Here is a 14,654-nt window from a genome sequence, read left to right as displayed (position 1 = left end):
AAATTGAAAAAAACTTGATGAAAGGGGAAGAAAAAATCATTCACAATTTGTGACTGAATTCTCATTGGAGATTCGAAGCATGGATTTTTCCAAGAAGGAACGGGGGTGGAAATCCCATAGCTAGGAGCAATAAAAAAAGCCTTTGGATTTGCTCCAAAGGCTTGATTTAACTAAGTCGGGGTGGCAGGATTCGAACCTACGACCTCCACATCCCAAATGTGGCGCGATACCGGGCTACGCTACACCCCGAACTATTATTTAAAAGACTCTTTTGACTTTTGCAGAGAGTGGGGGAAATGAACCTTCTCTCTAACTCATTGATTATCAGCATGATTTTTAAGCTTGAAATCAGGTACGCCGACTTTTACGCTTAAGAATTTTTGCCCATATTTTTGATGTGTGCAAAAGTAGCATTTCGAATCCCAATTCCAAATTTATTACTTCGGTTTTTGTTTTTATTTCACTGTCTTTTTTGACTTTTTTTAGGGGAGCCTTAATTGAAAGGCTTGATTAATTGATTGGCAGGAAGAAAACTGAATCACTAAAGTATGTTGCAAGGGGTCAATTCCAACAACAGATTTTGGGGAGTTCCTGAGGTGGTAAGTGAAATTCCAATTTCAGTCTGGGCAAATTCAAGTGGGATATGTTTGGAATCATGGACAATAAAAAACTCCCACATGCCTGTGGCTATTCCGGATGCAGCTTGTTCAATACCAATATTCCACATTTCACCTTTTTGATTTTTGCCGCAAATGTGTGTGAGTACTTTTTGACCTGCAATTTCCTTTAGAATAACGCAGTGTACTTGATGTTTAAAAGTCATATATCCTAAAGGTTTAATTAAAAGAATTTGAATTATCCGGGTTACTTTGGCCTTGCAAATTTAATTACGGTAAGACCAGAGGGATAACCATTCAGATAGGAATAGACCCATTTACATGTATGTGAAAAACTTTTTTTTTATGACTTTGTCGTTCCTTTTATTGTTTGAAAACAAAACCAGTCAAATGGATCCCCTGTAGCCTAAGGTAAAGGAATAACAGGAGTATTTTTTTGCAGGAACGGAATAGTGATTTTTTATGGGCTATGGTTAAAGATTCCCCCTCCCCATAGAACTCTTAGCTAACCAATTTCTAACCCTGATTGGGGTCAATAAATATTAAGATGCCGATTTGAAACTAGCGGTCTATTCCATTGTGCCATTTTACAAGGCTAGCCAGAAATATGATCAAAGTCTTTCTGAAACTACCTGAAGTTACCGGACTTACACCATGATGACTCTGCTGTTCAAGGAATTATTCGGACCTTATTGATGAACTGCCTAACTGCCGATAAATTCATTCACCTGCGGCGGGAGAGGGAAGGGGAGGAGCGTCAGAATCGGAGTATGGAGCTAATTTCAATGAATAACAGTGGTTATAAAAAAGCAGCAGTGAAAGGATTTGATGATTTTTCTTAAAAAAGGCCAATAAAACAACTGCTCTACTTGCTTCATTGGGAAAACATCAAAAAAGGAAAAATTCCATTTCTAAATTCATCGGAAAAGCATTTTGAGTGATTCAAATTTTTCTTGTTCGGATTTTTTAATCTTTTCAGTCGTAGTGCTTTTAATCTAAATCCAATCGGCGATAATAGGTTTGATTCAAAGATTAATTAATTGACGTGGACTGATGTTTGGTGAATCCACGCATAACCAATTCCATAACTCTAACCTTTCCCCAACGGGGTAGTAAGGAAAGTGATCCGGTGAGAAACTTGGTTAAAAATCCAGGGTAAACAGTCCCTTTTTTACCTAGTGCAGAAAGAATAGGTACTGCAATTTCATCTGGCTTTAGCGTGTTTCCCATGACCATTCCGGCACGTTTAGCAAATCCACTTCCAACTGGACCAGGACTTGCCGCTAGAACTGCGATTTTGAAGGGACTTAACTCTCGATGTAATCCTTCTGCCAAGCTTTGGATGTAGGCTTTTGTTCCCGCATAATTTGCAGCATAAGGCACTCCTTGAAAAGCTACAATCGAGCTTATGAAAATGATTCCTCCTTTTCTTCTTGAAACCATTTTCTGACCAAAACTGTGGCTAAGAATGAGAGGTGAATGGCAGTTGACCTGAATCATTTCAAGTTCCGTCTCCAGATTATTGTCAAGCAGTTTTCCTGAAGTGCCAAAACCAGCTGAAGCAACCAATAAACCAACTGTTATGCCCGCTGTGGCTTGGAGAACCTTCCGGTTTCCCTCCAATTGACTTAGGTCTGCTTCAATTATTTTGGTTTGGGTGAAAAATTTTGTTTCGATTTCTTGGCTTAACTCCAGAAGCGCAGCCTTATTCCGACCTACCAGCACTACATCAAATCCGATTTTACCAAGCTCCAATGCCAAAGCTTTTCCTATGCCGGAACTGGCACCTGTGACCACTGCCCATGGGCCATAACTGTCCAGAAAGGCTATTTTTTCTTGGATATTCATACTTGGACAGGACTAGTTTTGGATGATTTTTTGCTCCACTCGGGTTTTCAACAGGTAAAGCCAGTCTTCATGTTGTTGATAGAGCTTTTTTGGTTGAAAAAGTTTTTCCATCACAGTCAGCCACCCGTTTTGGCTCTCCGCTGTGATGACCCGACATCCAGTTTCGGTGGGAATAATAAGCCAAACATGGTAGCCTTGGATACTTTTTTTGCTTGAAATCCAGCTTAGTTGAGTATTGGGTTGAAATTCCCTAACCTCCGATATAAACTCCAACCCCATGGTTTTCCAGGAAAATTTAGAGTTAGGCATTAATGCAGGCCCCGGATTGTCATCCAGTAAATTTACTTCCGATGCCCCATAGTACCAGTTTGACCAGGTTTCTGCCTGGATTAATTCATTCCATACCTGCTCCGGACTAGCCTGAATTTCAATTTGATTTTCAACATAAAAGGAGGATTCTTCAGGAGAAAATCCTGCCGGCCAGTTGAGGTCAGAAATGGATTGGGTATGGGCCTGTGGAATGCTCCAGGGAACAAGGAATAGGAGTCCGATAAATATAATTTTCATGGTGTCTAAAGTTTACCTTTCAAAGGTATTCCTGACCTCAGGCACCAAACGATAACATTTGTTTAGACTTTGGAGGACCAATCCCGTTCAGCGCTCTTTTTTCAGACGACTGAGATGTACCGGGGTGATTCCAAGATAGGAGGCAATCATATGCTGGGGCACGCGGTTGTGGATTTGTGGAAAAATGCTCTCCATCAGCTCATACCGCTCTTTAGGTGTTCGGGAATAGTAATTTTTGACCCTGTTGTCCTGATAGACAAAATAGAACTCAGCTACTTTTCTACCGAATTTATCACCTTCTTTCATGAATTGGTATCCCCAATCAATTGCTTGACGAGTCATGACCACTGCCTCCAAGGGCTCCAAAGCTTGAAGCGTATACATGGCGGGTTGTTGTAACAAAAAGTTGGAGTAATCGGCTACAAATTGATTTTCAGATGCAAAATGGATCGTGTGCTCCACGCCTTTTGAATCGGTAACTACTACCCGCAAAAGTCCTTTTGAAATAAAAAACACTTCCTGTGGGACTTTTCCGGGTTGGCTGAGGAAATCGTTTTTTCGGAATTTCTGAAAAGAGCAAAGGGAAATAAGCTGATCCAATTCCTGTTGATCGGTTTGGATCAGGCTTAGAATTGCATTTTTGAATGAATCGAACATGCCTGGTATAAATTTCTAAGCTACTGAATTCCGCTTATGGAAACCATCAAATGAAAAGGAATGCTTTTGCCGGGACCATTTGTAAGCAGCAATTCCAAGTCCTGGATATTGGAGGAATTCATAGAGCTGGGAATCCAAAGGTGGTTCGGCCAATTGAATTAAATAGCGTAGTTGCTCAACCCTATTTGTAGAGGACAGCTGACCTACCCTAACTCGATGAGAGGTTAGGAGTGAAGCATGGAATCAACTCAATCACCGTCTGCTCAAATGGGCGAAATTCCCTGGCCTGACCCGATTAGATGTAGCCCTAAGCCTACAATCCTTAAGACTTCACGAATAATTTAGACCTATGTTTTTTGCCCCATTCTCTCAGAGCTGTAATTACGTCATCTAAAGTTTTCCCATAATCCGACAAACTGTATTCAACCGTTACAGGAATGGTGTCATAGACAGTTCTGATAATCAGTTGATTTACTTCTAAATCCCTTAATTCTTTGGAGAGCATTTTTGGCGTAATACCTTCCACATCTCTTTCTAATTCTTTAAAACGCTTATTTCCAAAAGACAAGGCAATAAGTATGGGCAACTTCCACTTACCGTTAATAATGTCTAATACATCTCTTACTGGACGTATGTACTCAACGCATTCTTCTTTTGGCGACTTCATTTAACTGATTTTTAGGTCGCTATACCAAAGGATACTAGTATACTTTGGTATAGTGGTATATTTTGTATAGTGAAGGTAAATATCTTTGCCTCATTATCAACAAACAACAAAATTAAAAAAACATGAAAGTATTAGTTTATGGTGCAGGTGGTTCACAGCAATTCCCTGTGATTAAAGCTCTCACGGACAGAGGAGCAAAAGTTTTAGCGACTACCAACCAGCCTGAAAAAATAGATTTGCTTACAAAGGCTGGTGCAGAAACAGTTCTTGCCAATATGTCCGACAAAGAACGGCTTGTTGAAATCACGAAGGGTATCGATGCGATTTCTTTTTTGGTTCCTTTCTTTTTGGCGAATCCTCTTGATGGATACGAATATGCCAAGAATGCCATTGACGCAGCGGTTAAAAATAACGTTAAGCTTTTAGTTTGGAATACGAGTGGCTACATTCTTCCAATTAAAATTGGTAATCCTGCAATGGATGTCCGAATTGATATAGCCGATTATTTAAAAAATAGTGGTATCCCTAACATTATTATCCAACCATCTGTATATGCTGAAAATCTTCTGGGACCTTGGACAGCACCATTTGTAAAAAACGATGACACTGTTACTTACCCAACACCTGAAGAAATGCCTATTGGCTGGATTGCAACTAAAGATGTGGCTCAATTTGTTGCACAGGCTATTTATAGTCCTCATTTAGCTGGTCAGTCATTTCAAATTAGTGGAGTAGAAAATTTAACCGGTCGTCAACTGGCTAATAAATTTTCCATTGCGTTGAATAAACCTGTCCAATATCGTCAAATGCCGCCAAGGGAATTTGGTAAAATACTGGAAGGTCTCTTTGGTGAAGGTGCAGGAAAAGGTGCAGAAAAAATGTATCAGGAAATAACTGATACCAAACAATACCCAATCATGCATTCACATAGCTTATCTGAGGTTCTAGAAAAACTTCCAGTTAAAATGACCAGTATTGAAGAATGGGTTTCTCAAAATATTGAATCATTTAGTTAAAGTTTTGAAATGTACTTAATGCCAAATGCTAAAAGAATCGTTAAATCATGTCGTTCCATTCGAGCCAGTAACCCTTGAATGTTTACTAGGTCTTTTTTCAGAAATTAAACTCAAAAAAGGGACAGTTTTTGCCAAGAAAGGGGAATATTCCAAAAATATAGCCTTTGTGAAATCGGGCGTTTTGAGGGCTTATTACAGCAACGATAAAGGGGAGGAATACAATAAAACATTTTTTACCGAGAACAATTTTGTGGGTGCCTACTCCGCATTAATCACAAAGGAGAAAAACCTGATTGACATTGATTGTCTGACTGACTGCACCTTACTAGTTGCGGAGTATGAGAAAATAACCATGCTTTACGGGCAGTATCCACAAGTAGAACGCTTGGCCAGAATTTTAGCAGAGCAATTTTTTGTGAGAAAAGAAAAACGGGAAATCGAACTGGTTACGCTAGAAGCCAAAGAACGCTATATCATCTTCCAACAGGAACATCCCACTTTAGAGCAGCTTATCCCTCAGTATCATATTGCTTCCTATTTAGGAGTAAGCCCTACTCAACTCAGCAGGATAAGGGCGAAAAAATAATTTTTCTTCCACTTCATTCCTTTACATATGTAAATGGAATCGTTTTGAAGAGCCTTAATCTTTGTGATGTAATCATTTTAAGAACCTCTAAATGAAATACGTCACCATACTGTTCCTATGCTTTTTCTTTCACCTGAAAACAACAGGGCAGGCTCTAAAAGATCCCATCCACTTCAAGTATACTTCCCTGCATTTAACCAATCCCGAAAGTGGTAGTGGACACTTAGATGTCAACTGTTTGGAAACAAACTTTGAAGTTCCCATTACCCTTGGCAAAAAGATAAAATTGATTAACGCTTTTTACTCTAGGTTTTCAGATTTTGGGTTTAGTCCAGATTTTAACAATCATTTTTTCTCCAAGAATTTACACGACACACGCTGTTCAGCTAGTGTCAGAGCAGGTATTCCTGAACGGCAAGAGCTTATCGCTATTGCTGGAATCATGGCGCGTTCTGACTTGCGGAATAGCATTGACGCTAAAGTCTTGTTTCCTTTCGGATTATTCCTGATGAATTATGCCATTGGAGAAAATTCCGATTTCACTTTTGGTTTCGGAGTTGCCTTAGTCAGTGATTTTTACCATGACAGCATCCTACCGATTGCTTCTTTAAATTTTGAAACAGAAAGGGTTGATTTAAAGATTGTCTATCCCAACGTCAACATCCTGTTTAAGGAATCTGAATTGTTTGGCTGGTCTGCCAAGGTAGAGGGTGCCATTTCCCGGGTATCAGAGCAAAGTATTGGTGTCAATGATGATCCTGTTGAATTTCAAAGAAACATACAAAGTTTAGTCGCCACCAGAGGTTCTCGCCGCACTTACAACCAAGTTTTCTAGCACTTAATATTAGGATTGCCCCTCATCAACCTGCAATTCCTTGATGGTGACCCAATGGAATTTGAAGGCTGTACACCACGTTTTAATCCTTTTTTACTCATCCGGACTGGAAACAGGTACCGATTGTCCAACCAATTAAAAACCATGAGATTAAATAACAATAAAATCCTCATTACAGGTGCTACGGAAGGCATTGGAGAAGCACTGCTCCAAAAGTTTTTAAGCCTTGACAACCAAATTATTGCCGTAGGCAGAAACGAAATAAAGCTGCAAGCAATGGCGAAACAGGATAAGCGGGTCATCCCTCTTGTTTGCGATATTTCCAAAGCGGAAGATTTGGATGAATTGATACTGATCGTGGAGCAGCAGCACCCAGACACGAACATTCTAATCAACAATGCAGGGATTCAGTTCAACTACCATTTTGCTGAAGAATCGCAACTGTTGGGCAAAATAGAACAGGAAATTAACGTGAATTTTTTAGCTCCGATCAAACTCATTGCTTTGATTTTGCCCACGCTCAATGCCAATAAAAATGCTGCCATTGTCAATGTGTCTTCTGGTTTAGGGCTAGTTCCTAAGAAACAAGCCCCGGTGTACTGTGGTACGAAAGCAGGTATTCATATTTTCTCGAAAGCATTGCGCTATCAACTGGAAACTACAAAAGTGTTTGAAATTATCCCTCCCTTGGTTGATACTCGGATGACAGCTGGAAGGGGTTCAGGAAAAATCACCCCTGAGCAGTTGGCAGAGGAATTTATCACCGCATTTCGAAAAGACAAGTTTGAGGTCAACATCGGTAAAGTCAAACTCCTAAAGCTTATAAACCGATTAAGCCCGGCTTTGGCAGAAGGTATCATGAAAAATGGGGGTGAAAAATGAAAGCATTGCTGAAGATAACTTTGGTGTTGTCCCTAGCTTTTGCCTCTACTTTTCTGATTATCCGCTTATCTGGAGTTCTCACCGAAGATGACATCAAAACTTGGTTGGAGGCAGCAACCACCATCAATCCATGGTATGTGGGCTTGGCGGTGGTGTCTCTTTTGGCTGTCGATCTTTTTATTGCCGTTCCAACCCTTACTATCTGCATTCTTTCAGGTTATCTCCTGGGATTTCCTTGGGGAGGATTGAGTGCATCAATAGGTCTATTATCAGCAGGATTGATTGGTTATTGGTTGAGCAGGGCTTTTGGAGAAAGTATTCTACAAATCATCGTCCGTTCTGAAGAAAAAAGAGAAGACGCTAAAGCACACTTTGTCCAGTATGGTTTGTCGATGATATTACTGAGCCGCAGTTCACCCATTTTCCCTGAAGTATGCGCTTGTGTGGCCGGAATGACTGGAATGAAATTTTCCAAATTTTATCTGGCCTGGACTCTCAACAGTATTCCCTATGCCCTGATTGCTGCCTATTCGGGTTCCATCAGTGATTTTGAAAACCCAAAACCCGCCATATATACCATGATAGGCCTTTACCTGGTGATTTGGTTAGCATGGTTCATTTACAGAAAACGAAACTAAACACCAACGTAACCATATAAGAAACCCTATATTATTTAACTCACATAAATCCAGTTTAAATGAAACGCAGAAATATTATTACCACAGTATTCGCATTGTTTATTTCCATGTCAACATTTGCTCAAAATGGAAAAGTGCTCTTTGTGTTAAGCGAAGCTGATACACTTTTACTCAAAAAAGGCAAAAAGAAACGTCAGACTGGAGTGTTCCTGAATGAATTCTATTTTGCACATAAAGCCATTTCCGATGCGGGCTTTGACATAGATTATGCTACTCCAACAGGAAAAAAAGCTACTATTGACCAAGAAAGTATTGACGATGAGTATTGGAAAGGCAATCTTGAATTAAAGCCCGAAGCGATGGACTTCTGGGAAAACAACAATGAATTTTCCAATCCCATGCCTTTGGAAAAAGCCTTGGAAAAGCAAGATGAGTACATGGCATTGGTGATTCCCGGTGGGCAAGGGCTTATGGTCGATTTGATTTATGATAGCAACACACCAGCACTTTTAAAGGCATTTGCCGAAGACAAAAAAGCAATTGGGTTGATTTGTCATGCACCTGCCCTAATCACCACCATCCCTAAAAACGAGAATCCATTTGTAGGTTACACCGTTAACTCGGTTTCACCTTTTGAGGAATTTTACATTGAAAAGTTCATCATGAAAGGGAAACCCAAAAACCGTAAAATTGCCAAGCAACTGAAAAATTTGGCCTTAGAATATGAAAATGGGGGGCCTGGTAAAGGTTTTGCAAGAAGGGATAGGAATTTGGTAACCAGTCAAAACCCCTATTCCAGTGAGGAGTTTAACGAGCTGTTTTTAAAGTTACTTGGTGAAATGAAATAGGCTATCTCCTATAAGGGACAGCCTCTTATTTTTTATAATAAAGATTTGTCCTTCCTAGATTTGCAATTTTGTTAGAACCCAAGTTCAATTTTAAAATCCCCATCAGTTCGAAAAAGTTATCTAAGAAAATACAGAAGGATCTCTGCAAACAAGCTCAAAACTGTAATGAAGAGTTTTGTGACAAATTCAACATAAGATATTTTGGAGGAAAACTCTTTGATTGATTTATTATTCCGACTATCCAACCCCACTAGGTCAGGAGCGGATTATCCTAATTTTTTTTCTTTGTAACTTGTTGAATTACCAATGACATAAAGATTTTTTCAACTCCTTTTTGCTAACCAACCTTTCATGCAACGTAGTTTAAAAATTTGCCTCATCATGCTGGGGCTTCTTCAATTTAGCGAAGTACTGGCTCAGGGAAATTCCTGGACGCAGGATTCACTTTCTTATTATGAAAAGCAGTTTTGGATTCAAATAAAGGCCAAAAACGCAAAGGAAGCCAACAAAACAATTTCTTACATCACAGAAAAGGGGTCCGAAGAGCTTGATCCTAAAGTCTTTGATTTTTTTACTTCTACCCTAAAAAAATCATCTGAAGTATCCTACCCTGAGGTTTTGGGAAATTTGGCGAGCGGGCTAGGATCCTTGGAATTTTATAGAGGAAACATCATTGGCTCAAAGGAGGCTTTTAAGAAAGCTAAAGCAAATTACGCCGCTGCAAAGATGCTAAACGAGACAGCGGGCATGACCATGAACATCGGAATCATGCAGGAAAAAGGAGGCTACTTTGATTCGGCCATTCTTAACTACCGGGAAGCTCTAACGATTTTTGAAAAGGATAAAGACATTCCTTCTTTAGCCAGCGTCTATGAAAATATCGGGTTGGCCTACATTCAACTATCCGAAAATCAGAAAGCACTCGACTATTTCCTGAAAACAGACTCACTCCTAAGCACCTACCTAGACTCCATGGACAACCGATGGGTAGGGCTGCACCTAAATAAACAAATCGCACTCAGCTACCTCAACAGACAGGATGAAGGTCTGAGTGAGCTCCTCAAAGGACTCAGAATAGCTGAACATAACAAAAACGAGTCTGGCATAGGTAAGATGCATTACAAATTAGCGGTAGTCTATCAATATAAAGGGGAATTAGAAAAAGAATACAAAGCCCTATTGACAGCCAAATATTTCCTCAAAAAGACCCAAAATCTCATGGACATTGCCAATGTTAATTCATCCTTGGCCATGTACCACCTCGGTTCATCCTATTTGGATTCTGCGGTCTATTATGCTCAAGCATGCCTCAGCTATTTTGAACCGCAAGGATTCACCCAAGAAGTCGGCATTACTTATGGTACCTTAGGCAATGTTGAGTTTGAAAGGAAAAATTATGAGCAGGCGATCACCTACTTCAGAAAAGCTCTGGAAAAATTTAACGACAAAGAATCCCAAGATTATGCAGGCTTTCTTTTTAATATAGGTTTTGCCTACAATAAATTAGGGAATAGCAAATTGGCCATGGACTATTTGGAGCGTTCACTGGTCATTAGGAAAAAACTCAACATTGCTGTAGACCTTAGGGAATCTTACCAAGGCTTGGCAGAAGCCTATCAGCGCAGTGGCGATTACAAAAAAGCCTTTGAAAATCTTTCACTTTTCCAGGCTTACAACGACTCTGTCTTCAATGAAACCAAAAATAAACAATTGGCAGAGATAGAAACCCTTTACGAAACAGAGAAAAAAGACAAGGCGATAGCTGATTTGGAAAAGGAAAAGGAGCTGCAGAACCTGCGGGCAGAAAAGCAACAGGCACAGATTTACCTGGGTGGGGTGGGATTGGTGATTCTGTTGGGTGTGTCAGGACTCTTTTTCAGACAAGCTACCCTACGCAAAAAGCACAATCAAGAACTGGAAATTAAAAACAGCGAAATTGCGAAGCAAAATGCCGAAAAAGAACTGCTCTTGAAGGAAATCCATCATCGAGTCAAAAACAACCTTCAGATCATTTCCAGTTTGCTCAGCATGCAAACCCGTAGCATGAAAGATGAAAAAATGAAAGATGCCATGAAGGAGAGTCAAAGCAGAGTGAAAACCATGGCACTAATTCACGAGAAGCTGTACCAATACGAGAATCTTTCCAAAATCAACATGCAGGAATACATGGAGCAGTTGAGTGAGTTTTTGACCCATACCTATCGATCAGACAAAGACATCAAAATCAACATCGATGCAGCCAACATTAATTTGGATATGGATATGGCAATTCCCTTGGGATTGATCACCAATGAACTGCTGTCTAATTCACTTAAACACGCTTTTGAAGATCGGGAACACGGGGAGATCAACATCAGTTTTTCTCGGAAAGAACCCGGCTCCTACAAGCTGTTGGTAAAAGATACGGGAATTGGTCTTGACAAAAATCTGGATATTGAAAACACAAAATCCTTGGGACTTAAACTTGTAAAAACCCTCACCAGGCAAATCCACGGTGAGCTTAAGATCAGAATACAACCGGGGACTACTTTCGAAATTGACTTTATGGAACCTTCCATCGCGGCTTAAGAAGTTTAAACAAAACGAACCTTTGATTCTTTACTACTCAGCTATAAAATCCAAATCATACACTGACACCAATAAATTCTGTTGATAAGCTGAATCGCTACCCAATGAAAGAAGTGAAACGGAAGAAAAAAGGTACCATATTACCATAATGACCGCTAAGGAATTGAGTAAATTGAAAATTTTAATTGTAGAGGACGAGCTTGTCATCGCAGAAGACCTAAAAGAGATTCTGGAGGATTTGGGATACGAAGTATGTGGCATCGCCATCAGTAGTAAGGAAGCGTTGGCTTTGATAGAAGAAAAGTCACCTGACCTTGCCCTTTTGGACATCCAAATCAAAGGAGGCAAAGATGGTGTTGAGTTGGCAGCAGAAATCAATGCGAATTACCGTTTACCTTTTATCATGTTGACCTCACATGCAGACATCCATACCATTAATCGTGTCAAAGAAGTAAATCCCTACGGGTATCTGGTGAAGCCCTTCAATGAAAAGGAGATCTTAGCAGGTATCGAATTGGCAATGGCCAACTTTTCCAAAGAGCAAGCAAGAAAAAATGACCCGGACACCTCACAGGACTTTGTCCTAAATGACAGCTTGTTTATTCGTAACAATGGCATGTTGGTTAAAATAAAACTTCAAGAAATCATCTATCTAGAAGCTGATGCCAACTATACGCAAGTATTTGCCAAGGATAAGAAATTTGTTGTTCGGGCTACTTTGAAGGATCTTGAAGGAAAGCTGGACACGAATCGCTTTGCGCGAATTCACAAATCATTTATAATTAACTTGGCCGAAATCGACAGTATCCAAGCTGAGTCAGTAAGTATCTCAGGGAAAGAGATTCCGATTAGTCGCAGCCAATACAGCTGGCTTCTACAACAAATCAAAATGCTGTAAAAAGGTACACAACATTTTTTAGCCTTTCTTTCACAATTATTGTGTTTTAATCCCAGAGAGGATCCGGAGATCGGGACACCGCTGTACATTCATTTATGGTGAGCGTTCTTGCCATTTGTTCTATTAATACCTCCAACACGCAATCTTAATTTAGAAACATAGATGAAAAAACCTTTATACCTTTTTCTTTTATTCCTTGGGACTTTCCTTTCTATTCTTTCCCAAAAATCCTTTTCTCAACAAACCATTGGTTTTAATGATTTAATTACAAATCAATCATTGGGGAGATCTTTTCTAAAGGATGGGTTTATTTTTTCAATTTCCAGTTTAGCTCCGAATAACAATGATATCATACCTGTAGTACCTCCTTTTAACTTGGGTTTTCAAAACTCCATTGCCCTCAGTAATACCACTGACAATCCCAATCCAGTTACGAGATGGAGGATCTCTACTGAAAACGGATCGGAATTCAGGCTTTTAGGTATTTTCTTAAGATCTAACTCAGGCTCATCTTCTGGTACGATTAGAGGGTTTAAAGATGGACAGCCAACAGGTATTAGACTGGATTTAGATTTTAATGGGCTAAAAGATTTTCCTGACAATCCTGATTTTTATAATGTCGATGTGATCGAGATTGAGGGAATTAACCTCAGTTTATTTGTTGATGAATTTTCCCACGGACCGGCTTTTGTTGTCCAACCGAGCATCAGTTCAGCTACTTATAACGCATCAACTGGTCAATTGGTGGTTACTGGTGCTCGCTTTGTTAGTGCAGCGGGAGCAAGCAATGACGTGGTTACTAACCGTATCAGAATTAGAGGACAAGGTAATGGTACCTATACCCTCACCGATACCCCTAATGCTGAAATCAGCAGCAGCACCACATTTAACCTTACCTTATCCGCTTCGGATCGTTTAGGACTCAGTTCCTTACTGAATAAAAACGGGCTCAGTTCAGGAGACAATACTACATACAATCTGGAGGCCTTAGAAGACTGGTTGAGCGGGGCAGATCCTGCACTTACTATTGCCGATTTGGAGAATAATCCAATTACAGTTTCCGATGTTCCAGAACCTCCTGTATTAACTGCAAGTGGAGGAAAGACAATTTTTGATAGAGGTGATCCTCCCGTTCCTATAGATCCAAATCTTGTTTTAGAATCCAGTGATCCAACTTTTGCTGCAGCGCTTTTTCAAATAACCTCTGGTTATCAATATGTGCAAGACGTTCTTTCATTTACCAATAATAACCCTAGTACTTTCGGAAATATCACTGCTTCTTTTGATGCAGGTACAGGAGCATTAACACTTACCTCAGCTGGAGGAACTGCCAGTGTTTCACAGATGCAGGCTGCAATGAGAGCTGTAACTTATAGAAACAGTTCTATCACCCCAGTTCTTGGAGACAAAACTATATCAATAAGTGTAAATGATGGTAGCTTTAATAGTAACGTTGCCTCAAAGACCATAGAAGTGGTTTCCATCAATAATGCCCCTACGGATATAATTCTTTCATCGACCAGCATCAATGAAAATGTCGCGGCCAATTCGGCGGTGGGAACTTTCTCAGCTGTCGATCCCGATGGTGATACCGCATTTACGTTTTCTTTTTCAGCTGGACTATTAAGTGATGACAATTCAGCTTTCACTATCTCGGGAAACAACCTTATAATAAACTCAAGTCCGGACTTTGAAAATAAATCAAACTATTTTATCCGTATACGAGTCACTGATGAAGGAGGAGAGTCTTTTGAAAAGACCTTTGTCATTACAGTGGTTGTGCCTAGCCCAGTGGTCACCAATGTGACTTCGAGTAACGTAAATGGCTTTTACAATATTGGAGACCAGATTTTTGTGGTGATTAATTTCAGTCAGCCTTTGGTCGTGAATACATCAGGAGGAACTCCAACACTTACCTTGGAAACGGGTCTGACTGATGGATTAGCTAGTTATCTTTCAGGTTCTGGCTCCACGGCTTTGGTATTTACCTACACAGTGCAGGAGGGAAGTGTTACCTCCGACTTGGA

At 40.0% G+C, this 14,654-nt stretch carries 14 protein-coding genes and 1 tRNA gene; 9 read left to right on the top strand and 6 right to left on the bottom strand.

Annotated features, from left to right (window positions below; translation table 11 throughout):
• Positions 1-175: 175 nt before the first annotated feature.
• From D0X99_RS10965 to D0X99_RS10940, 6 genes are all read right to left on the bottom strand, one after another.
• A tRNA-Pro gene (locus D0X99_RS10965) sits at positions 176-249 on the bottom strand.
• Positions 250-541: 292 nt separating this feature from the next.
• On the bottom strand, positions 542-823 hold the full coding sequence (locus D0X99_RS10960; protein ID WP_119477877.1) for a hypothetical protein: 282 nt from the start codon (positions 821-823) through the stop codon (positions 542-544).
• Positions 824-1,649: 826 nt separating this feature from the next.
• Positions 1,650-2,465, bottom strand: a complete 816-nt coding sequence (locus D0X99_RS10955; protein ID WP_119477876.1) for an SDR family NAD(P)-dependent oxidoreductase — start codon at positions 2,463-2,465, stop codon at positions 1,650-1,652.
• A 12-nt stretch (positions 2,466-2,477) separates the two neighbouring features.
• Positions 2,478-3,032, bottom strand: a complete 555-nt coding sequence (locus D0X99_RS10950) for an SRPBCC domain-containing protein (RefSeq protein ID WP_119477875.1) — start codon at positions 3,030-3,032, stop codon at positions 2,478-2,480.
• Positions 3,033-3,119: 87 nt separating this feature from the next.
• A complete protein-coding gene (locus D0X99_RS10945; protein WP_119477874.1) occupies positions 3,120-3,689 on the bottom strand; it encodes a Crp/Fnr family transcriptional regulator in 570 nt (189 codons plus the stop codon).
• 322 nt (positions 3,690-4,011) lie between these two features.
• On the bottom strand, positions 4,012-4,356 hold the full coding sequence (locus D0X99_RS10940; protein ID WP_119477873.1) for a winged helix-turn-helix transcriptional regulator: 345 nt from the start codon (positions 4,354-4,356) through the stop codon (positions 4,012-4,014).
• 122 nt (positions 4,357-4,478) lie between these two features.
• On the opposite strand from D0X99_RS10940, the gene D0X99_RS10935 reads away from it, so the two are divergent.
• From D0X99_RS10935 to D0X99_RS10895, 9 genes are all read left to right on the top strand, one after another.
• Complete coding sequence (locus D0X99_RS10935; RefSeq protein ID WP_119477872.1) at positions 4,479-5,372, top strand: SDR family oxidoreductase; 894 nt, start codon at positions 4,479-4,481, stop codon at positions 5,370-5,372.
• 25 nt (positions 5,373-5,397) lie between these two features.
• Entirely contained in the window at positions 5,398-5,958 is a 561-nt protein-coding gene (locus tag D0X99_RS10930) for a Crp/Fnr family transcriptional regulator (RefSeq protein ID WP_119477871.1), read from the top strand.
• 91 nt (positions 5,959-6,049) lie between these two features.
• Complete coding sequence (locus D0X99_RS10925; RefSeq protein WP_119477870.1) at positions 6,050-6,793, top strand: hypothetical protein; 744 nt, start codon at positions 6,050-6,052, stop codon at positions 6,791-6,793.
• 144 nt (positions 6,794-6,937) lie between these two features.
• On the top strand, positions 6,938-7,675 hold the full coding sequence (locus D0X99_RS10920) for an SDR family oxidoreductase (protein ID WP_119478149.1): 738 nt from the start codon (positions 6,938-6,940) through the stop codon (positions 7,673-7,675).
• Positions 7,672-8,313 carry a TVP38/TMEM64 family protein gene (locus D0X99_RS10915; RefSeq protein ID WP_119477869.1) on the top strand — a complete coding sequence of 214 codons (642 nt, stop codon included), beginning with the start codon at positions 7,672-7,674 and terminating at the stop codon, positions 8,311-8,313. Before D0X99_RS10920 ends, D0X99_RS10915 begins: the two co-directional genes overlap by 4 nt.
• A gap of 59 nt (positions 8,314-8,372) precedes the next feature.
• On the top strand, positions 8,373-9,161 hold the full coding sequence (locus tag D0X99_RS10910) for a DJ-1/PfpI family protein (RefSeq protein ID WP_199708071.1): 789 nt from the start codon (positions 8,373-8,375) through the stop codon (positions 9,159-9,161).
• A gap of 351 nt (positions 9,162-9,512) precedes the next feature.
• Positions 9,513-11,729: a histidine kinase dimerization/phosphoacceptor domain -containing protein gene (locus D0X99_RS10905; protein WP_119477867.1), complete on the top strand. Its 2,217-nt coding sequence runs from the start codon at positions 9,513-9,515 to the stop codon at positions 11,727-11,729.
• 172 nt (positions 11,730-11,901) lie between these two features.
• Complete coding sequence (locus D0X99_RS10900) at positions 11,902-12,627, top strand: LytR/AlgR family response regulator transcription factor (RefSeq protein WP_233553699.1); 726 nt, start codon at positions 11,902-11,904, stop codon at positions 12,625-12,627.
• A 162-nt stretch (positions 12,628-12,789) separates the two neighbouring features.
• Positions 12,790-14,654, top strand: a 1,865-nt coding sequence (locus D0X99_RS10895) for a cadherin repeat domain-containing protein (protein WP_147392222.1), incomplete at its 3' end; no start/stop codon positions are given.

The sequence above is a fragment of the Algoriphagus lacus genome (assembly GCF_003583985.1).
Lineage (GTDB): Bacteria > Bacteroidota > Bacteroidia > Cytophagales > Cyclobacteriaceae > Algoriphagus > Algoriphagus lacus.
Note: the sequence above shows the minus strand (reverse complement) of the source record. Positions and strands in the feature narration are given on the sequence as shown.